Source organism: Anaerocolumna xylanovorans DSM 12503, from assembly GCF_900143645.1.
In the GTDB taxonomy this organism is placed as follows: Bacteria; Bacillota; Clostridia; order Lachnospirales; family Lachnospiraceae; genus Anaerocolumna; species Anaerocolumna xylanovorans.
This window is the reverse complement of the sequence record NZ_FRFD01000006.1, coordinates 134,845-155,651: the sequence shown is the minus strand read 5'-3', so window position 1 is coordinate 155,651 and position 20,807 is coordinate 134,845. Positions and strand designations below refer to the sequence as shown.

Annotated in this window: 15 protein-coding genes; 8 read left to right on the top strand and 7 right to left on the bottom strand. The window is 38.1% G+C overall.

Annotated features, from left to right (window positions below; all coding sequences use genetic code 11):
• Positions 1–144 precede the first annotated feature (144 nt).
• The 4 genes from pstB to BUF11_RS11160 form a co-directional block, all read right to left on the bottom strand.
• The gene (gene pstB / locus BUF11_RS11175) at positions 145–894 is read right to left on the bottom strand and encodes a phosphate ABC transporter ATP-binding protein PstB (RefSeq protein WP_073588934.1); all 750 of its coding nucleotides are present in this window, start codon (positions 892–894) and stop codon (positions 145–147) included.
• Complete coding sequence (gene pstA, locus BUF11_RS11170; RefSeq protein WP_073588933.1) at positions 894–1,775, bottom strand: phosphate ABC transporter permease PstA; 882 nt, start codon at positions 1,773–1,775, stop codon at positions 894–896. The genes pstB and pstA overlap by 1 nt, the downstream gene beginning before the upstream one ends.
• Positions 1,768–2,646: a phosphate ABC transporter permease subunit PstC gene (pstC, locus tag BUF11_RS11165; RefSeq protein WP_073588932.1), complete on the bottom strand. Its 879-nt coding sequence runs from the start codon at positions 2,644–2,646 to the stop codon at positions 1,768–1,770. The genes pstA and pstC overlap by 8 nt, the downstream gene beginning before the upstream one ends.
• Positions 2,647–2,733: 87 nt before the next feature.
• Entirely contained in the window at positions 2,734–4,119 is a 1,386-nt protein-coding gene (locus BUF11_RS11160; RefSeq protein WP_073588931.1) for an extracellular solute-binding protein, read from the bottom strand.
• A 289-nt stretch (positions 4,120–4,408) separates the two neighbouring features.
• Here BUF11_RS11160 and BUF11_RS11155 point away from each other — a divergent pair, with 289 nt between their 5' ends.
• From BUF11_RS11155 to BUF11_RS11125, 7 genes are all read left to right on the top strand, one after another.
• Positions 4,409–5,461 carry a LacI family DNA-binding transcriptional regulator gene (locus BUF11_RS11155; protein ID WP_073588930.1) on the top strand — a complete coding sequence of 351 codons (1,053 nt, stop codon included), beginning with the start codon at positions 4,409–4,411 and terminating at the stop codon, positions 5,459–5,461.
• Positions 5,436–7,208 carry a glycoside hydrolase family 13 protein gene (locus BUF11_RS11150; protein WP_073588929.1) on the top strand — a complete coding sequence of 591 codons (1,773 nt, stop codon included), beginning with the start codon at positions 5,436–5,438 and terminating at the stop codon, positions 7,206–7,208. Before BUF11_RS11155 ends, BUF11_RS11150 begins: the two co-directional genes overlap by 26 nt.
• Positions 7,205–8,542, top strand: coding sequence for an extracellular solute-binding protein (locus BUF11_RS11145; protein WP_073588928.1), 1,338 nt, complete (start codon positions 7,205–7,207; stop codon positions 8,540–8,542). The genes BUF11_RS11150 and BUF11_RS11145 overlap by 4 nt, the downstream gene beginning before the upstream one ends.
• A 147-nt stretch (positions 8,543–8,689) precedes the next feature.
• Positions 8,690–9,571: a carbohydrate ABC transporter permease gene (locus tag BUF11_RS11140; RefSeq protein WP_073588927.1), complete on the top strand. Its 882-nt coding sequence runs from the start codon at positions 8,690–8,692 to the stop codon at positions 9,569–9,571.
• A 16-nt stretch (positions 9,572–9,587) separates the two neighbouring features.
• Complete coding sequence (locus tag BUF11_RS11135) at positions 9,588–10,427, top strand: carbohydrate ABC transporter permease (protein ID WP_073588926.1); 840 nt, start codon at positions 9,588–9,590, stop codon at positions 10,425–10,427.
• 7 nt (positions 10,428–10,434) lie between these two features.
• Complete coding sequence (gene pgmB, locus BUF11_RS11130) at positions 10,435–11,112, top strand: beta-phosphoglucomutase (RefSeq protein ID WP_073588925.1); 678 nt, start codon at positions 10,435–10,437, stop codon at positions 11,110–11,112.
• Complete coding sequence (locus BUF11_RS11125; protein ID WP_073588924.1) at positions 11,096–13,393, top strand: glycoside hydrolase family 65 protein; 2,298 nt, start codon at positions 11,096–11,098, stop codon at positions 13,391–13,393. The genes pgmB and BUF11_RS11125 overlap by 17 nt, the downstream gene beginning before the upstream one ends.
• Before the next feature lie 73 nt (positions 13,394–13,466).
• Here the strand turns inward: BUF11_RS11125 and BUF11_RS11120 are convergent, their stop codons facing one another.
• The 3 genes from BUF11_RS11120 to BUF11_RS11110 form a co-directional block, all read right to left on the bottom strand.
• Positions 13,467–13,649 carry an NUDIX hydrolase gene (locus tag BUF11_RS11120; protein ID WP_073588923.1) on the bottom strand — a complete coding sequence of 61 codons (183 nt, stop codon included), beginning with the start codon at positions 13,647–13,649 and terminating at the stop codon, positions 13,467–13,469.
• 30 nt (positions 13,650–13,679) lie between these two features.
• Entirely contained in the window at positions 13,680–14,483 is an 804-nt protein-coding gene (locus BUF11_RS11115; RefSeq protein WP_175562040.1) for a potassium channel family protein, read from the bottom strand.
• A 251-nt stretch (positions 14,484–14,734) separates the two neighbouring features.
• Positions 14,735–17,848 (bottom strand): hypothetical protein, encoded by a 3,114-nt coding sequence (locus BUF11_RS11110; protein WP_073588922.1) that lies wholly within the window; start codon positions 17,846–17,848, stop codon positions 14,735–14,737.
• A gap of 200 nt (positions 17,849–18,048) precedes the next feature.
• Between BUF11_RS11110 and BUF11_RS11105 the strand changes: the two genes are divergently transcribed.
• Entirely contained in the window at positions 18,049–20,763 is a 2,715-nt protein-coding gene (locus tag BUF11_RS11105; RefSeq protein ID WP_073588921.1) for a tetratricopeptide repeat protein, read from the top strand.
• Positions 20,764–20,807: the final 44 nt, after the last annotated feature.

Here is a 20,807-nt window from a genome sequence, read left to right as displayed (position 1 = left end):
GGGTAACCTAAAAACACGGTTGCCCTCTGGCCTCGCTCATACATAATCATACATTACTATGTAAATTATTTCAATTCATTCCTTTACAAATTTTGCGTTTTTTTCGTTATTTTTTATACAGCAAGAAAGAGTCTGGCGCTACTGTCATCCAAAATGCCCGCTTACATAATCCAGCGTTTTTTGATTCCTGGGATTTACAAAAATGTTTTCCGTGGTATCATACTCAACCAAATCACCCAGCAAAAAGAAGGCTGTTCTATCTGCAATACGGGAGGCCTGCTGCATGTTATGCGTAACAATAACAACCGTATAGGTTTTTTTCAGTTCTCCCATTAAATCTTCAATTTTGTAAGTAGAAATAGGATCCAGGGCACTGGTGGCCTCATCCATCAGGATTACTTCCGGATTAAGCGCAATGGTTCTGGCAATGCAAAGACGCTGCTGCTGCCCGCCGGAAAGTGACAGGGCGCTCTTTTTTAAACGGTCCTTCACTTCCTCCCAAAGAGCCGCCGCCTTTAAGCTCTTTTCTACGATTTCATCCAGCTCGCGCTTCTTTTTCCCATGATATTTCGGTGCATAGGCAATGTTATCGTAAATACTCATAGGGAATGGATTTGGTTTTTGAAATACCATGCCCATCTTTTTACGGACTAACATAGGGTCAATTTTATTGTCATAAATATTTATACCGTCAAAGATTACTTCTCCTGTAATTTTACAGTTTGGTATTGTATCATTCATCCGGTTCAAGGTCTTTAAAAAGGTAGTCTTTCCGCAGCCGGAAGGTCCGATTAATGCCGTAATCCGATTTTTCTCAATATCCATATTGATGCTGTTAATAGCCTGTTTATCTCCATAATAGAGGTTTAAATCCTTCGTTGTAATAATACCCATTAGTTAATGCTCACTTTCTTTTTGAATAAACCTGCAATAATATTGGCCGATAGGTTAATGATAAATACCAGTATCATTAATACGGCCGCCATGGCATATGGCACCCAGTCAGGAGAACCTCCTTCTGTTGCATATAAGTAAAGCTGTACCGTGAGACCCGCACCCGGCTCTGCTACATGCTTTACAAGATTTGCCGGCATGGTATAATCCACACCTGCCGTATAGAGAAGTGCTGCTGATTCACTGACGATACGCCCGATGCTTAAAATAATGGCAACAACAATACCCGGAAGAGCACAGGGAAGTAAAACCGTACGGATAATATGAAGCTTGGAAGCACCTAAGGAAAATGCCGCTTCACGGTAAGAAGGATTTACCTGCAGCAGGGCTTCTTCTGTGGTACGGATCATTGTCGGAAGAACAATTAAAGTACAGGTAAGGGCACCTGCAATCATAGAACCGCCGCTGCTTCCGGCCTTTAATGCATTGATAAAAAACGCCAGTCCAAATAAGCCGTATACAATGGACGGAATGCCTGCAAGGATTTCAATGGCAAACCGGATGGCAGATATAACCTTACCGGGTTTGGAGTATTCGGCAAGGTAAAGGGCCGTTCCGATACCAAGAGGGATAGAAACAATAAGAGAGAGCAACACAATATACAAAGTATTTATAATCATAGGCGCAATTCCATAAGTCTCATCCAGACGGGAAGGTGCCTTTGATAGAAACTCCCAGTTAATATAGGGAAGCCCCTTTACAATTAAAAATGCAATAATTGCAACAACTAAAGCAACTACAGCCGCAGTTACTGTATATATCAAAGCCCGCACTGCTATAACTCCAGGCCTTATCCGTTTTTCATATGTAGTATTAGCCATTTACAGCACCCGCCTTTTTTATAAAGAAATGGAAAATAGAATTGATAATAAAAATAAACACAAAAAGGACCAGGCCGATTCCGATTAATACACCTCTGGTTTGTTCTGTGGCATAGGACATTTCCGTTACGATTGCAGTTGTCAGGAAACGGACGGGTTTTAACATGGAAGGCATCTGGGGAATGTTGCCGGCTACCATCATAACTGCCATTGTTTCACCGATTGCCCTGCCTACGCCAAGCAGGACCGCAGCCATAATTCCTGATTTTGCAGCGGGCAAAACGATGGTAAATAATGCATATTCTTTCCGCACACCTAAGGCAAAGGCAGCATCCATATAGCCCTTGTCTACGGCATTGATGCTGGTCTCACTTACGCTGATAATTGTCGGAAGGGTCATAACAATCAGGACAATAACAGAAGAAAACATGGTTAAGCCTGATGAAAGATTAAACACCTTCTGTACCAGCGGGACAATAAAAATAATTCCAAGGAATCCATAAATAACGGAAGGAATTCCTGCAAGCAGGCTGATAATCGCCCTGATAACAGTTCCAAGCCCCTTTGGCATCAACTGTCCGATTGCCAGGGCTACCAGGATGGAGATAGGGACAGCTATGAGAACTGTAAAGAAGGTAGAATAAAAAGAGGATACTATAAATGCCAATATTCCATATTGAGGAGGTTCATTTGCCGAATTCCAGACCTTCCCGAGCAAAAAATCTTTAAGGCCTACTTTGGCAATACTGGGTCCTCCGTTTACTATCATAAATACTCCAATTAAAATAACCGATAAAACAGTAACTAAAGCAAAGAAAAAGACAATTGCTTTAAAAATACTGTTATATAAATAAACTTTTTGTGTCTTCATCCTTCTCCTCTAAACTGATATTGCCACTGCGAAAATGCAGTGACAATGTCAGTTTTGTCTATTAAGATTTGCAGAATATTTATAAAGTTATTTGGTTACGGTAACTTCACATACTGCCGTCTTTTTTCCGCTGACTGTTGTAACTGTAATCTTAGCTTTACCAGCTTTTTTACCGATAACAACACCGGATAAAGAAACAGTGGCTACGGAAGGGTTGGAAGAACTCCAGATAACCGTTTTGTTCGATGCCGCGGAAGGATTGATCGTTGTCTTTAAAGCAACTGTTTTCCCAACCTTAACATCTGCTGTAGTCTTGTTCAGCTTAACACTTGTGACAGGATTCTCTACCGTAACAAGGCAGGTCTTACTGATGTTTGTTCCATCGGTTGTCTTAACTGTAATCGCAGCAGTTCCGGTCTTAATGCCCTTTACAACACCGGTGGAAGAAACAGTAGCAACAGCCGTGTTAGAAGAAGAATATGCAACTTTCTTATTGTCTGTGTCAGCAGGTGTAACAGCTGCTGTTAAATTCACGCTGGAACCGGGCTTTACATTAAGGGCAGCGCTGCCTAATGTGATACTTTTTGCCTTTACTTTTACAAGGTTATTCTTAACAAATCCCATTTTGTCGATGATGTTCTGTCCGTCTGCACTGGAAATGAAATCTAAGAAAGCCTGTGCTGCGGGTGTAATAGTCTTATTTTTATTATAAACAAGTAAGAAAGGTCTCTTAATTGGATAGGTACCGTCTGCTACTGTATACTTGGAAGGCGCAATACCTTCAACCAATACGGCTTTTACTTTTGTTTCATCCATATCACCAAGAGACATATAACCAATAGCGCCGGTATTGTTCTGAACGGAAGTCTGCATAACACCTGTACTTGCAAGGGAACCATCCAACTTCACATCGTAACTGTTTGGAAGCGCTTTGCCATAATCAACCTTGAAGAAATCTTCGAAACAGCTTCTTGTACCGGAACCTGCCTCACGTCCGAAAGGAGCAATCTTAACACTTGTCTTATAAGAACCGCCTGCCTGATTCCAGGTTAAAGCAGAAGAATCTCTCGAATAGATTCTATATAATAACGAAGGAGAAATTTCGTTAATGGGATTTTTCTTGTTAACTACAACAGCAAGTCCATCTAAGCATATCTGAATTTTATTTAATGCAGTTGCCTCATCACTGGTCAAATCTCTGCTGGACATACCGAAATCAACTGTGCTCTTCGCATCCTTTGCGTCGGTAATACCGGCACCTGAACCGGTAACATTCTGTTCTACGATTTTAATGCCTGGATTTTTTTTCATAAAGGCTTCTCCAAGAGCCTGAATAAGCGGATTAACGGAAGTCGAGCCGGAAAATACGACAGTTCCACTGGCAGTTGATGCTGCTGATACTGTAGTGGGAGGATAATAAAATACTGAAAGAGCTAATACTAAAGATAAAACTACTGATACAAACTTTTTCATAGTGTTTCTCCTTACCTTGTTTTTTTATTGGTATATTTCATTGCAAACATACTATAATCTTCTTACGTAAAGACAAATACCATCAAATGTAAATTCTGGGAATATTAATGTAAAAGATGTGTTAAATATCCGTATTGACTTTTTCTGACTGAGGCTTTATAATTAACTTGTGCAAACGGTTGCACAACACTGAAAGGCAGCATTAAAAATAAATCTTATAATTAACAAATATCCAACCGCAGATTGGGCAGTATCGCAGGTTTGCCTGCGATATGCATGGAGGATTACTATGACAGTAACAATTAAAGATATTGCCAGGAAAGTGGGGGTATCACCATCCACTGTATCCAGAGCATTGAACGGCAATACCAGAATATCTGACACTACAACCAGAAAAATACAGGAGGCAATGGAAGAGCTCGACTATCATCCCAATAGCCTGGCAAGGAATTTTGCCAACGGATTGACTTATTGCATTGGCCTGATTATTGATGCAAGAGATGAAAACACCTTTGCCAATGCATTTTTTAACCGAAGTGTTTTTGCTATAGAAAAGGTTATCCAGGAGTATGGCTACAGCCTTATGATAACAAATGACAGAAAAAAGGAAGGCAAATCCACGGTGGAAAACCTTATGCTTGAGAAAAAGGTTGACGGACTCATTATGCCCTCTTCCATCGTGCGCCCGGAGTTAATTATGGAATTGAACCAGGCAGGATTTCCCTTTATTGTTATGGGTGAGCCGAAAAAATATAAAACAGATGCCACATGGATCGATGTGGATAATGAACTGGGGAGCCATATGGCTGTGGAACACCTGATCCAAAGCGGATATTCAAAAATCGCACTGGTTACGGAAAAGGCAAATACGGTATTTACCCAAAAGCGATTGGCAGGATATCTAGCCTGCCTGAAAAAGCATAACATTCAAATTAATCAGGATTTAATCCTTCAGTATGGACAGGATATAACCGCCGATAATAAACGTATTGAAGAACTGATGTCAGGTAACAGCCATCCGGATGCTTTTTTATGCGGAAACAATATCATAGCATTTAATGTTTTAAAAACATTAAAGAATATAAATTACAGGATTCCTGATGATATCGGAATTGTCACCTTTGATAATTATCCTGTTGCGGAGTATACTGATCCCCCCCTGACGGCAGTTGATGTTGATACCTACGGGATGGGAATACAGGTGGCAAAACAGCTGCTTCGTAAAATCCAGGATAATTCAAAGGATACAAATCATATGTACATTCCGACAAATATCATTGTAAGGGAATCATCTATGAAAGGAGACAGAAAAAACAATGATAAAAACGGTGGTGCTTCATAAGAACACCCTGGATTATGTCTATGTCAAAGCAAGGAACAAACTGGTATTGAGACTGGAAACAGCCAAAGACAGCTTTAAAGAATGCAGACTAATCTATTGGGCCAGAACAGAAAATGATATCGGTAAACGTAAGAGCAGTAAAATGGAACTTAAATATCAGGATAACATGCTGGATTATTATTACACCGAGGTTGAATTTTCCAAGATAGCGAGATACACAAAATATTTTTTCGAGTTAATCAATAATGAGGGAGAGCACTATTATTATACTGAGTATGACTTTACGAAAACCTATCCGGCAGATGGTTATTTCGAATATCTATATGCCAATCCCGGTGATGTCATACAAATCCCCGAATGGTCCAAAGGGCAGGTTTATTATCAGATCTTTCCGGAGCGCTTTAGAAACGGTGATTATTCCAATGATCCCATAGATTGTGTAAACTGGGGAGAGAAACCGACCAGAGAAAATTATATGGGAGGTGACCTAAGAGGTATCATTCAGAAACTGGATTATATTAAACTTTTGGGCGCGGACTGTATTTACCTGAATCCGGTTTTTAAGGGGGATTTTAATCATAAGTATGCGACCACGGATTATTATCAGGTAGACGAAAGCTTCGGCACAAATGAAGATTTAAAGGAGCTGGTGGATGGATGCCATGCCCGGGGGATGAAAATAATCCTAGATGGTGTATTTAACCACTGCGGAACTTCCTTTGAACCCTTTCTGGATGTGATGAAACATCAGGAGAATTCCAAATATAAGGACTGGTTTCATATTACGCGTTTCCCGGCAGAAACCACACACAGGGATTATGAGTGCGTAGGTGCTTATAAATGGATGCCTAAGCTATGCACCTCCAACACAGAGGTATGCCGCTTTATACTTGATGTGATGGAATTCTGGATTAATTATGCAGGCATTGACGGATGGAGGCTGGATGTAGCAGATGAAGTTGATCCCCATGTCTGGAGAGCCGCAAGAAGATACCTTAAGGAAAAATATCCTGATATTATACTACTGGGAGAAACCTGGGGCTTTGGAAGAAAAATGCTTTCAGGCGACCAGATGGACAGCGTTATGAATTATATATTCCGTGATGCCATGCTGGATTTTATCGCCTATGAAAAGATAAATCCAGTGCAGCTTGACGAAAGGCTGAATCATATGCTGGCAGGATACTATGAAGAATTCAATCATGCAATGTATAATCTGCTTGATTCCCACGATACACCAAGATTTCTGCACTCCTGCAGAGAGGACAAGAACAAATTAAAACTGGCGGCAGCCCTTCAGTTCTTATTGCCAGGTGCCCCCGCAGTCTATTATGGAGATGAAGCAGGATTGACCGGTGACAATGATCCGGATTGCAGAAGAACGATGCCCTGGGAGGAGACAAAACAGGATCAGGATTTGATGGCATGGTACCGGCGCCTGTCTGAAATCCGCCATCAGGAACCGTCTGTCCGCTATGGTGATTTTAGGACCATCCTTACAGATAATGAGAATAATGTATACGGCTTTGAACGCAGCCATGAAGGTGTACATATTAAAGTCATAATAAACAATTCAGGAAAACCGGCAGAGATCAGCTTATTAGCCGGCAACGGGGTAAAATTAAAAGAAATCATTCCCCTGGGTGAACAAAACTGCAGGAACTTTTCGGAAAATGGGGTCAGCATACCATTTAAGCTGGAGCCTTATTCCGTTAAGATAATAAAATTTGAGGAGGTAGAACTATGAACAAGACAAAAAAAATACTGGCAATCCTACTATCAGCCGTTATGTGCCTGGCAGCTCTCACAGCTTGTAGTAAATCACCAGTAGAATCTGAACCCAGCAATAGCGGGGAAACAGCAACAAAAGGGGATACGGTTACTGACGTACCCAAAACAGAAGAGGTCACTATTAACTTCTGGCATCATTACAGTGCGCAATCCGCTGAGAACAGCACCCTGATGAATGTATTGATACCAAAATTCCAGGAAGAAAATCCCGGTGTTAAAGTTAATGCAGTATCCCACGAGTGGGCAGATCTGCATGACAAAATTCTGGTCAGTGCGCAGTCCGATCAACTGCCTGACGTAGCCAGATTAGATGCCGCATGGATTCCTGAATTTCAGGCAGCAGGCATCCTGACATCCCTTGATGAAAAAATACCTGAATTTGGCAGTGTATCTCAAACATTACTTGACAGTGCAATGAGCACTGCAAAGATAGGCGACCATTATTATGGCCTTGCACTTAATACCAATACGAAAATATTATTTTATAATGTAAAGGCCTTCAAAGATGCAGGATTAAACCCGCCCACGACCATGGAAGAATTCATAAATGATGCTAAGAAATTATCCGGTACCAATGAAAACAGCCAGCAGATATGGGGTTACGATGAACCCGCTTTGGCTGGATGGAACCTGTGCCCTTTCATCTGGAGTTATGGCGGTGATTTGCTGAATCCTGAACAAACCAAAGCCAGCGGTTATATTAACAGTGCAAAAACAGTAGCAGCAGTTCAAATGTTTGCCGATCTGTATAAAGAAAAGGCAATTACCGGATGGAACAGCGGAGATATTCCCATGACGGATGGATTCGGAACAGGGCGCTTTCGCATGATATTGGAAGGTCCCTGGAAAATAGCTGAAATGGCAGGCTCTTATCCGGATTTTGAATATGCAACTGCCTCTATGCCTGCTGGTGATGGAGGTTCCGTCTCCGTACTGGGAGGCGAAGACATCTCTTTATTTAACACATCAGGTGATGACGCTGCAAAAGAAGCTGCCTGGAATTTTGCTAAGTTTATGACCGGTGAATTCGCACAGACCGAAATGGCAAAGTGCGGTCAAATACCGGTAAATAAAACCGCATTGGAAAGCGATACGGTGAAAAATTCAGATTTTGCACCGTTCCTTGAAGCGATAAAAACCGCCAAGTCAAGACCCACCGTATCATGCTGGTCTGAAATTGACACGGAATTATCGGCAGCAGTAACATCCGTTGTAAATGGTGAAAAAACTGCCCAGGAAGCAATGGATGCACTGGCTGTGAAGGTGGATGGCTTATTAGCAGGTAAATAAAAAGCAGAAACTATGTGGACAAAACGGATGAGGCAGCATGACCGCCATCTGTTTTGTCCACGATATAAACAATTCCAAAATATATTATAGTATAACAAATCCGGTTATATTAATCAAGATAATGTTGGCGGCTTATGGAGGCAGCTTATGAAATATAAAACCTTAAAAAATAAATTGCATATTACAATTCTACTGTTGCCCGGGTTGCTGATTTTTGGGCTCTTTACCATTTATCCGATTATTAAGCTGCTTATTATCAGCTTTTTTGATTGGGATTTTAATTCCATCTTAAACCAGTCCTTTGCCGGACTGGACAATTACAAAGCAGTCTTAACGGACAGCTATTTTCAAACAGCCTTCGTTAATACATTGGTATATACTCTTGTTACCGTTCCGGCCCAGATGTTTCTCGGCTTGATGGCTGCCCTTTTAATACACAATGTAACCCATTTTAAAGTGGGCTTTCGTGTATTATATTACCTGCCCGTTATTACATCCTGGGTAATTGCATCTTTGGTTTTTAAATATATCTTCAATACGGAAGGATTCTTTAATTATTTTCTGAAAGATATCCTGCACCTGATTGACCATAATATCCGCTGGCTTGATTCCAGATGGAGCGGTCTTGGTGTGGCTATGATACTGGGATCCTGGAAAGGAATCGGCTGGAACATGGTTGTATTCTTAGCCGCCCTTCAAACAGTTTCTCTGGATCTTTATGAAGCCGCTTCCATTGACGGAGCAGGTTCGTTGACCCGATTCTTTAAAATTACTATCCCAAGTATTAAGGGAACCATCCTGTTCGCTTTGGTAATGTTAACAATCGGCGGATTTAATGTGTATACTTCAATCAAGATGATAACCGGCGGAGCTCCAAGCCACAAGACAGATACCATACTGTCCTGGATGTATTACAAGGCCTTTAGTACAGGGGATTTCGGCTACTCTGCCGCTCTCTCCTTTATTACGGCATTTGTCTTAGCCTTGCTTGCGGTAGTGCAGTTCAGGCTGATGAAAAGCAAAGATTGACGGAGGTGAAAGTCAAATGAAAAAAAATACTGCAATACAAATAGTCCTGTATATCATTCTGATCGTATTTGCGGTTCTATTTACAATACCTATGATATATTTGATCAGTACCTCCCTAAAGCCAAATGGAGCACTATATGAATACCCGCCAAAGTTTTTCCCCACTTTGAAATCTATTACGCTGGAAAACTATGTTTATATTATAAATCAGGGCAAATTTTACGTTAATTTTTTAAACAGCGTCCTGGTTTCTACTTTGACGGTGGCCATTGCCGCCATAGTATCTTCCGCCTTGGGCTTTTGTATCGGCAGGTTTCGGTTCTTTGGGAGGAATATCCTGTTCTCATTCATTATCCTGACGATGATCGTTCCCGGAATGACCTTAATCGTACCTCAATATGAACTTGCTGTTAAATTGAATGTGATTAATAAGCTGCCCGGACTGATTCCTTTCTATGTAGCTTGGGTAATTCCTTACTCAACCTTTATGATCAAAGGCTTTGTCGAGAATATCCCCAGGGAATTTGATGAAGCGGTGCATATGGATGGAGGAAGTATCCTGACTGTGTTTATTAAAATCATTCTTCCGTTAGCTAAGCCCGGAATTGCTTCCATTTCCATTTTTAATTTTTTAACTGCATGGGAAGAATTCCCCTGGGCCAATACGGTCATTAACGATAATATGAAACGTACGCTGCCGATTGCGATTTCCGGTTTCTTTGGGCAGCATCAGTTTACCCAGTGGGGATACGTTTTTGCTTTATCGTCTTTAAGCCTTATCCCGATTTTGATTGTATTTATTTCTTTCCAGAAATATTTTGTAACCGGTATTACGACCGGCGGAGTAAAGGGGTGAATTATTTATAAAAGCGTGTATTTTTGATTTGGACGGCGTATTGGTGGATACCGCCACCTACCATTATATGGCCTGGAAAAGGCTGGCTCTGGAACTTGGATTTGACTTTACGGAAGTACAGAACGAAAAGCTTAAGGGAGTAAGCAGAATGCATTCCCTGGAGATACTTCTTAAGGAAGGCGGCTTATCCTTTGATGAAGATACAAAGCTAGAGCTGGCAGATAAGAAGAACCATTGGTATTGTGAATATATAGAGGAAATGACAGACAGGGAAATCCTTCCGGGAGCCTTAAGGCTTTTGCAGGATCTTAAAAGTAACGGCATTAGAATTGCTTTGGGCTCTGCCAGTAAAAACGCAGAGACCATTCTAAAGAACACGGGCCTGCTTCATCAATTCGATATCATTGTGGACGGCAATAAGATAACCAAGGCAAAACCGGACCCTCAGGTTTTTCTTCTGGCAGCCGGAAGTCTTTTAGTAAAACCGGAGGAGTGTATTGTCTTTGAAGATGCTGGGGCCGGCATAGAAGCAGCGGTAAATGCAGGAATGCACAGTGTAGGGATAGGAAACCCCGCCTGGCTGCATCAGGCAGATATCGTAGTTCCTACACTAAAAGATATCTCAATTGATAAATTAAATAATTTATTTCATACCAAGGGGACCTCACATGAAACAATACATTAAAACAGACGAATGGAATATTATTGAGGAGGGCTTTCATCCGGAAGACCAAAGACTTTCGGAAAGCATTTTCAGTATTGGCAACGGACATATGGGCCAAAGGGCCAACTTTGAGGAAGCATACAGCGGAGATTCCCTCCAGGGCAGTTATATGGCCGGTGTTTATTATACGGACAAAACCAAAGTCGGCTGGTGGAAGAATGGTTATCCGGAATATTTTGCAAAGGTACTGAACGCTACGAACTGGATTGGCATTAACATAGTTATTGATGGAGAAAGCCTGGATTTAGCCAAATGCCAAGTAAAGGAATTCCGCCGTGTATTGAATATGAAGGAAGGATTCCTTCACAGAACTTTGATTGCAAGACTGCCTGGTCAAAAGGAAATCCGGATAGATGCGAAAAGATTCGTAAGTATGACTGTAAAGGAAGCCGGGCTCATCCGGTATTCCATCACTCCCCTTAATTTTGACGGTGAATGCATCATTACTCCCTATCTTGACGGAGATGTTAAAAATACGGATTCCAATTATGACGAAAAATTCTGGACAGAGGTACATAAAGAAAACAGTGCAGAAGGCGCAGTCCTGACTTTGAAAACAAAGAAGCTTAATTTCCGGTTATGCTCTCTGATGAAATATGACCTCCTCCAGGGAGGAGAAAAATCCCAGCATACGGCAGAGCTGATTGAAAAAGAGAAATACGTAGGCTGTAACTTAAGACTCACCTTAAAGCAGTCAGAGGAGACCGTATTATATAAATACGTTATCAATGTCACCTCAAGAGATAAGACCGAAGATGAACTTATACCCTATGGTAAGTCCCGTTTGGAGGAAGTATACCAAAAAGGCTTTGATGCAATGCTTCGGGAACATTCTGCCGCCTGGAGTAAGAAATGGAACGAAAGTGATATTGCCATTGAAGGAGATATGTCAGCGCAGCAGGCCATACGGTTTAACATATTCCAGTTGAACCAGACCTACACCGGAGAAGATGAAAGGCTGAATATCGGCCCCAAAGGTTTTACAGGAGAAAAGTATGGCGGGAGCACCTACTGGGATACGGAAGCCTATTGCCTGCCCTTCTATTTAAGCACGGCAGATCAGAAAATACCCAGAAATCTTTTAATTTACCGCTATAAGCATTTAGAGAAGGCCAAGGAAAATGCAGCCAAGCTGGGATTCCCAAAGGGGGCATTATACCCTATGGTCACAATGAACGGTGAAGAATGCCATAATGAATGGGAAATTACCTTCGAGGAGATTCACCGGAACGGGGCAATTGCCTATGCGGTGTATAATTATGTGAATTATACAGGGGATAGGGATTACCTTAAGGAGTATGGTTTGGAGGTTCTCATAGAGCTTTCAAGGTTCTGGGAGGAACGAGTTAATTTTTCAAAGGCCAGGAACAGCTATGTAATCTTAGGGGTTACAGGGCCTAACGAATACGAGAATAATGTAAATAACAACTGGTATACCAACCGCATAGCTTCCTGGACCCTGGAATACACCCTGGAAGTAATTAACCGGATGAAAGCGGATTCTTATCCGGCTTATAAAAGTCTGGAAGATAAGTTAAGCTTAAAGGAAACCGAATTGGTCAAATGGATGGATATCATAAAGCATATGTACTATCCGGTGGATGAAGAAAGGGATATTTTTCTGCAGCAGGATGGATATTTGGATAAGGAACAATGCCTGGTACGGGACCTGGATAAGCAAAATCTTCCCTTAAACCAACATTGGTCATGGGACAGAATCCTGCGCTCCTGCTTTATTAAGCAGGCAGACGTTCTGCAGGGACTATATTTCTTACAGGATAAATATGATCTGGATACAATCAGAAGGAATTTTAATTTCTATGAACCCAGAACCGTTCACGAATCCTCTCTTTCTCCCTGTATTCATGCAATCCTGGCAGCAAAGCTAAAGGATAAGGAAAAGGCATATGGAATGTATCTGAAAACTGCCAGACTGGATCTGGATAATTATAATAATGATACGGAAGACGGCTGCCATATAACAAGTATGGCAGGCACATGGATGTCTGTAGTGGAAGGCTTTGGCGGAATGAGAGTGGTGGAAGAAAAACTGTGCTTTCATCCTGTCATACCAGACAACTGGAAATCCTTTTCCTTCCGGATTAAATTCAGAGGAAACCTGATAAAGGCAACAATTACAAAAGATGCTGTAATCATTAAAAATGAGAATGGGCAGAAAATCACCTTATCGGTTAATGGAACGGATTATACCATAGATAGTGAAAAAGCAATTCAGATATAATGATCTTATATCTGTACTACAGAAGGTAAACTGTACCCTGTGCGTTGAGCACAGAAAAAGGTGCAGTTTGCCTTTATTTTAATTCATCCTTCCAAAGTCCATCAACCTTATACCAGTACTGCTCACTGATATCCTCTTCTAAAAATACCCGTAGCATTCTATCCATTCCATCCGCCAGCTTCTTATCTTTTAACTCCTCCAGCTTGACCCAATAGACGTCCCCTTCGTCGGAAGAGGTAATAATTCCGCTTCCCATGCTCTCTGCTACTTAGAACATGTTTCAAAATTATTTATTCAGTGTCTTCAGTATCTTGCAGATGGAATCAATTTCCTCGTCAGAAAGGTTCGCCACATTATTAATTCTGTCCTTTATCATCTCCAGGGTTTCTTCTTTGACCCCTTTATTGTTCGCCTTTAAAAAGTAACTGGTTATTGTACTGGTAATGGAACCAATCAAACCGATACCGAATATCATCAGTACCGCTGCAATAATCCTGCCCAGATCAGTAGATGGAGATAAGTCTCCGTATCCCACGGTAGTCGCTGTCACGAAAGCCCACCATAACCCATCCTCAAAGGTCATCTTTTCAGTGTACATGATACCGACGGCACCAAGAAAAATAGCCAAAGCGGTAAGTATAATCACATTCTTAAGTCCATTGGTATTAATAAAAATCTTTATCTTCCGGAAAGCCTTACGGGGAAATGCTCCCACGATACTAAGGCTTAGCAGCTTCGCTAAAGAAGCGGCACGGAATATCCGAAAGGCTGAATGAAAAGGAATAATTGCAATTAAATGAAATATATTCTCACGGAAAAATACTTTTTTATCTTTGGCAAAAAACAGCCGTACAAAATAATCAGCCGTTAAAATACCTAAAATCGCCCAGTCAAGCCAGTGCTGCCAATAAGTCATTCCTCTTGTTATATCAATAACTGCAAGTCCGGTTCCAATTAATGCAAGGACACAGATAAAATATTCATAAATTACTCTTCTCTTCTTTTTATTCTTTTTCTTATTCTTACTTACAGGTTTTATCGGTGGATTTTTAATTACTGCCTGTTCACCCACACTACCCTTTTTCTCCAAAGGCATTCCCCCTTACAATAAAGTGGTGATATCCCGTTAAGTACCGTATTTACTTGTCTTAACGAAACTCATGCCTATATTATAAATCCAAATTTGCCACTGTCAAGGGATTCCTCTCCATGTGCAGATACTTTATCCACATTCGAAAATTTTCCCGCGGGAACTATCCACAATCACGGCTGTTCTTTGTCATTTCTTTCTCCCTCCAAAGCTTCTTCCCAAGCGGCTCCTACTGCCTCTTACCTTTACAACTATTTCTCTGTAATACAAAATCCTTGCTTCTTTATAAATCCCTCATCATTAATCAATAAAGATTTAAGTTTATTACATTTTTTAGATAATAAAGATTTTAAAAAGGGGTTAAAAATTTTATCTAGCCTTTTATGGTATCTGTCTTCATATTTTATAGTATGTTTTATTATATAATAACAATCACATAATTCATCCTCATTGGATGAATCCATCAATGCATTTAACAATTTTATAACATTATCCAATGTTCCATTATTTATGGAATGTTTTTTTATATCCCTATAATACCTGCCTATTTCAAGATTTTGCGATTGTCTCATCCACATATAATATATTGCGTTCTCATCTCTGCCTTTGTAATTCAGCCAAGAGTTTTTTATAATATTATAATTCCTGTCCGTATCTCCATTTCTTAATAGGATTTTACATAAATGGCAATAGAAAAACTCAAAAAATATAAATGGAAAAATCTCATCATCTGCACTATGATACTCCGAATCCTTTAAAATTTTTTCAGAATTGTCATCACAATATTGCCTTACTTCTGACAGCAGCTTTATTACCGGTTCATCACCATTAACCAGGCTAAAAAGCCTTATAGCCAGGATTTTGGCTATTTCATTTGTAAGTGATGGTTTGTGGGTATAATCGCTTGTTTGTAAGTCATCAACAACCTCACACCCCACAAAAAATTCCAAGCTATTGATTATTTCTCCTCTCGTTTGTATTTTTTGTAATTTATTACCGATAATATTCACCATATAATTCGCTAGTTTTTCATTTTTGATTATAGAATAATTATCCTGGAATATCTTCATTATATCTGCTAAAGAAAATAAATAATCCTTTTGTTTTATAAAATATAATATGTAAAAGAAAGTTGAGCTTTTTATACTATAGTGATTTATTTGCTGAAACAAGTATATACAATATTTCTCCTTTGTTTTAGTAAAAGAAATCCATAATAACGGATCATTGATTAATTCATCCAGATTTTTATGTATTATTGTATCAACGCTTAGTATATACGTAAACTGAACAATATAATTATAGAAATCAGGATTACACTTTTTTATAGTTTCAATTTCACTCGTTACATTTACTGCGGAGTTATCGCTTTCATTAATTAAAGCCAAAGAACAAATATAAGCCCAAATTACGATGTAATCCAGTTTATACTTTGTGCTTTTAAAAATCAGAATACTATTTAGCTCATTATTTTTTTGCAGCATACAGCCTTTATACAGAATATTAAGTAATTCAAATAAATTGTTTTTATAAAAAAACTCCCTTTGCTCGGCAAAAATCTTCAAATCCTTTTCGCTGAATAATGTATTTTGTGTTTCGGTAACAAAATCAGAGATAAAGATTACCATATCATTTATATTTTCGTATTCAAAAGGATAATTACAGCTTTTACTTATTTCCGTCAAATCAAACATCCTATTGCTTAAAAACAACCTGGCATAATCTTCGTAAACCAAATCAATTGTGTCTAGTAAATTTGTTATATTTAATTTTTTAATAATCCAAATAATTAGAGGTTCTAGTATACCTAAACTATTAACTATTCTTTGTTCTATAGCATTAACATTGTTGTTTTCCGAAAATAATATATTTAACCAAGTTTGGGATTCAATATTACAGCTGTCGATACTTAACCATTTTCCAAAATGAAATCTGCTTAAATCTTCCATGTTATTGTTTTCTATAAAATCAAGTTCCGTTACTCCGTATTGATTTAAAAATGTATTAATATCATAATATGAATTTAAATCATTTAAATTTGTTTCTCTGATAGTTAACAGCCAGTAAATCATTTCATATTTTGAAAGCTCATATATATCATTTTTTAATTTTTCCATATTAAAATTGTTACCCTGGATATTCTCAATAACTATAATTAGCCTTAAATTACTTTCTTTTAAGAAACTATTTGTTCTCCTTATAGTTAAATTATCGCATTTATTCATATTTAATTCGGCCAATACTAAATCTTCAAGACTGCTTTTCTGGTAATCCTGAAAATTTATATAAACAAAAAAACATTTGTTATAATTTTTAATAACGTTAAATACAAAATGCGTCTTACCTGCCCCTAATCTGCCTACCAGACAAAAACATTTTCCATAAGTCCTACTTAGCAATTTACTCTCCATATATTTTATTATATCATTTAGAGATTTAAATAAATTACTATTGGTTTTATAACAATTTAATTCACAAATCTCTTTCTTAACTTTCTTGAGTAATATGTTTAATTTATAGGAAATGGAAGAAGGAAATGGATTGTCCTCATTTATATAATGAACAAAATCCTTTAATTCTCTTTTATATTCCTGTAAGGATTTCATATCTTTGTAGAAATGATTACTAATTGTCTTATCCGTAATCAGTAATGTAATATTTTCTATCATTCTATTCAAATTAGACAGTATACCTACATTCCAATTGTCCAATTTAATAAAGCAATCCCAATTATTTTGTAATCGGGTTGGAATCTTCCCCGTTTCATTATTTAGATATAGACTCAAAATCTCACCAGCCAAAGTTTCTGAATCTTTGCTCCATTTTGCAAAATAATCTTTGCTTTTATATACTAAAGTATTGTTGTTACCAGAAGCCTGCTGATCTGACAATTCCTTTTTTAATTTACTAACTTCATTTATCAAACTATCTCTTATATTATCAGTAATTCTATTGGCTAAAAAGATATCCTTTTCATCTAAATTTTCATATATAAACTTATTGATTACATCTATTATATTATTAATAAAATTTTTTATCATTTTTTCATTTTTAGAATTGGATTTTCCATAATATAGTGATTTATTAATAATAGTACTATAACAGCTCTCTCTCCTTTTATTATCAATACCAAATAAATACTCTTTCATATCTTCCAAGAAATTGCACCTAATATATTCACAAATTCCTCCGAAATCAATTTCTTCCTCCATCGATAAATGAGCAAACTTAGCTTCATATTCTTGTTCCATGAATTTTTTTATTAAATTTTTGAGTTCATTCTGTTTATAAATTTTCAAACATTTTTCTTCTAAAATATTAAATACAAGATCATTAATTATATCCACTATAGAATTAAATGACATAGCACATCTCCTCAAACTCTAATAATAAAATCCAAAACAAGCGCCATACATATATTACCATTTAAATTCAATTTATACAATATTAGTAAATACTCCGTTAGAATAAATTATAAACAAGTGATAGTGACATTATTTAGCAATAATGTTATACTTTTACTATCATATTTTGTCATATAACAACATAAAGGGAGAGAAGTAAAATGCCCCAAAATAAAGTCTTAAACGATGTTATGAATGCAACTGAGAAGGTCCTGGATATTGCCGGTTTATTTTCCGGGAACATCGGAATTCAACTGCTTGCAAAAGTACCGTCAGTCATGCAGAAATGCATCTATGGTTTAGGCTGGATAAAATCCGATTTAACAAAGGAGATTAATTTACAATTATTGGAAGTGATTCACAAGACCTTTAAAGGCTGCTCTAACAGAATCAACTATGATTCTGTTAATAGGCTTCTTATATTACTCGAACCTCGAATTGAATATGAATGGAAGCAGGGCTTCACCTATGTAAGTATGGAAAAGTGGCTGAAAGATGCTCTAATGAAGGAAGAAACAAATGAACAGTTGTACCTTAATGCATTTGATTTGAATCAATTCCTATCTATATTTATAAATGAATTCAAACTACAATTATCAGGATTTAAAGAATTGAGCACTTATATTCAATTTCAGATTCTGGATGATATGGACTGTACCCTCAAAGATCATGAAACAAGAATTGAAAGCCTTGAAAAAACACTCCTTCATACAAAAGAGAGCAGCATATATACTTTATCGGTAAATACGGCTCTGGATCAGGATTATATTGATCGCGCCATGGAAAAAGACACCATCAGAACTATCCTGAACAGCTCCTCATATCTTATGCTATCAGGTATAGGCGGTATCGGGAAATCTGAGACTCTTAAAAGTATCTATCTTGATTATGTCAGTATAAGTAACAGCAAAGATAGCCCTTATAAACTGGGATTCATGATTTACCAGGATTCCATGGATTTTACCGTATATCAATCAATGCTTATTAAGAAAACCGGTAATTATGATGAAGATCTCCGCACAGCTTGGATGCGCCTTTATGAGCTTGGGGATAAAAACAACTGTATATTATTTATTGACAATATAAATAATACACTAACAAAGGACAATTCACTTAATAAACTGTACTCATTCCATGGTAAAGTTGTCATAACTTCAAGGTTTCGCACTCTTGACAAATTTAAGGTCCTGGAAATCGAACCTCTAAGCGACAATAACTGTCGGCAGTTATTTATATCTAAATTTACAGGTGTCATTACAAATAATGATGTATTTGACAGAATTATTTTCAATTATGCCAAAAAGCATACAAAAACAATTGGCTTACTAGCCTCAATTGCCAGTGATAATAACTGGACTCTTGAGCAGTTAGAGGAGCAATTAATCAAAAACAAATTCAACATGGATTATTGCTCCGGCTTTGAATATGCCAATATGCAAATGGAATACGAAAAGCTGTTTGCAATGGCAAATTTAAATACTCAAGAGATAAATGTGCTGGAGGCTTTTGCTTTACTGCCCAATCAGCCCATCGAAGGTGATTTATGTTTAAAGCTATTAGGAGAAGATGCAAAATGCACCTCCAACCTCTTGTTCACCATGTTATATCGTAAGGGCTGGCTTGAACGTAAGAAAACCGGTTACTATATGCATCCAATTATTTCAGATACCCTGTATGCAAGAAAACCTATCTTAGCAGACGCTCATAGTAATCTGATTATCGCGATTCACAGAGAACTTGAGGAAGATAAATATCGGATCAATAAAGGCAGCTTATCATCCACGATGATATATGCAGATTCTATCTGTCGCAAAATCAATCAGGAATACAAAGAAGATTTATACGATCTGATGTTCGATATTGCCCACACCTATTCAGATCTATATCTTTTGGCAGATGCTAGAACCTATATTAATATGCTGGAAGCTCTTGCAGGTAATAAAGGCAATACCACTCTCGGAAAAATCAAATTACTGTGTGCGCAAATATCTTCTACAGATTCTGACTTTATGTCTGCAATTGATTATGCTAAGGAAGCTTTGAGCCTGCTGCATGATGACTACGAAACTCTGTTTATGGCAAAGCTTTTTATAATTCAACAGTACTTATTTATTTCCAATTTTAAAATGGCTTCTGTTAAGTTAAATCGCTTGTTAAAGGAAATTCCTGAATCATCCTCATTTACAAACACTTTATTTCTAAAAATCATCTTGGCTTATTCCCTGTCTCAGCAAGGTGAGAATGAGGCACTTATTATCGCAGACGAATTATATGACGTCCTTCTGGCAGATGATCAGTTAGCGCGAAATATCCGCAGCAAATTTTTAGACAATCTCTCAGTTGTGTATGGAAGGCAGTCCGGAAATGATAAATATCTCAGTAGAGCCTTAAAACTAAAGCAGGAATCTTTAGAAATTTTCTCAACCATATATGGGGCAGAGTCCGTTGATGTTGGTATATCTTATGTTGGTATCGGCGAAATTTATCACAGTTTAAAGAAATACGGATTATCAGAGGAATATTATCACAAAGCCGAAAAGATATATCTGAAAGAACTGGACAATAAACATTTTAATATCGCTATCCTTTACTACAATATAGGAAACCTTTATATTGATATGGGAAAATATTATTTTTCCATAAAATATCTTGAAGCCGGTAGAGCCATTATAGAAAGCAAAAGCTTACCTGAAACAGATTTTACGAAAACTTTTTATTCTGAATTAGGCCTTGCTTATGCACGATACGGAAATGCAAAGGAGGCACAAAGGTATATGGAAAAGGCCGGATATAATGTAACTGTAAGCCCCAATCAAAAGATACTGGACATACAACTTCATGATTATTCATTTCGTAACGGTCCTTTCAAGTTATGAACAATGTGCGCTGGCTCTATTTTAACCCGAATGCGGGTCGAAAA

Bases quoted from the DNA above. Each gene is read 5' to 3' on its own strand.
- pstB (WP_073588934.1), bottom strand. From the start codon at position 894: ATGGGTATTATTACAACGAAGGATTTAAACCTCTATTATGGAGATAAA.
- pstA (WP_073588933.1), bottom strand. From the start codon at position 1,775: ATGGCTAATACTACATATGAAAAACGGATAAGGCCTGGAGTTATAGCA.
- pstC (WP_073588932.1), bottom strand. From the start codon at position 2,646: ATGAAGACACAAAAAGTTTATTTATATAACAGTATTTTTAAAGCAATT.
- BUF11_RS11160 (WP_073588931.1), bottom strand. From the start codon at position 4,119: ATGAAAAAGTTTGTATCAGTAGTTTTATCTTTAGTATTAGCTCTTTCA.
- BUF11_RS11155 (WP_073588930.1), top strand. From the start codon at position 4,409: ATGACAGTAACAATTAAAGATATTGCCAGGAAAGTGGGGGTATCACCA.
- BUF11_RS11150 (WP_073588929.1), top strand. From the start codon at position 5,436: ATGATAAAAACGGTGGTGCTTCATAAGAACACCCTGGATTATGTCTAT.
- BUF11_RS11145 (WP_073588928.1), top strand. From the start codon at position 7,205: ATGAACAAGACAAAAAAAATACTGGCAATCCTACTATCAGCCGTTATG.
- BUF11_RS11140 (WP_073588927.1), top strand. From the start codon at position 8,690: ATGAAATATAAAACCTTAAAAAATAAATTGCATATTACAATTCTACTG.
- BUF11_RS11135 (WP_073588926.1), top strand. From the start codon at position 9,588: ATGAAAAAAAATACTGCAATACAAATAGTCCTGTATATCATTCTGATC.
- BUF11_RS11125 (WP_073588924.1), top strand. From the start codon at position 11,096: ATGAAACAATACATTAAAACAGACGAATGGAATATTATTGAGGAGGGC.
- BUF11_RS11120 (WP_073588923.1), bottom strand. From the start codon at position 13,649: ATGGGAAGCGGAATTATTACCTCTTCCGACGAAGGGGACGTCTATTGG.
- BUF11_RS11110 (WP_073588922.1), bottom strand. From the start codon at position 17,848: ATGTCATTTAATTCTATAGTGGATATAATTAATGATCTTGTATTTAAT.
- BUF11_RS11105 (WP_073588921.1), top strand. From the start codon at position 18,049: ATGCCCCAAAATAAAGTCTTAAACGATGTTATGAATGCAACTGAGAAG.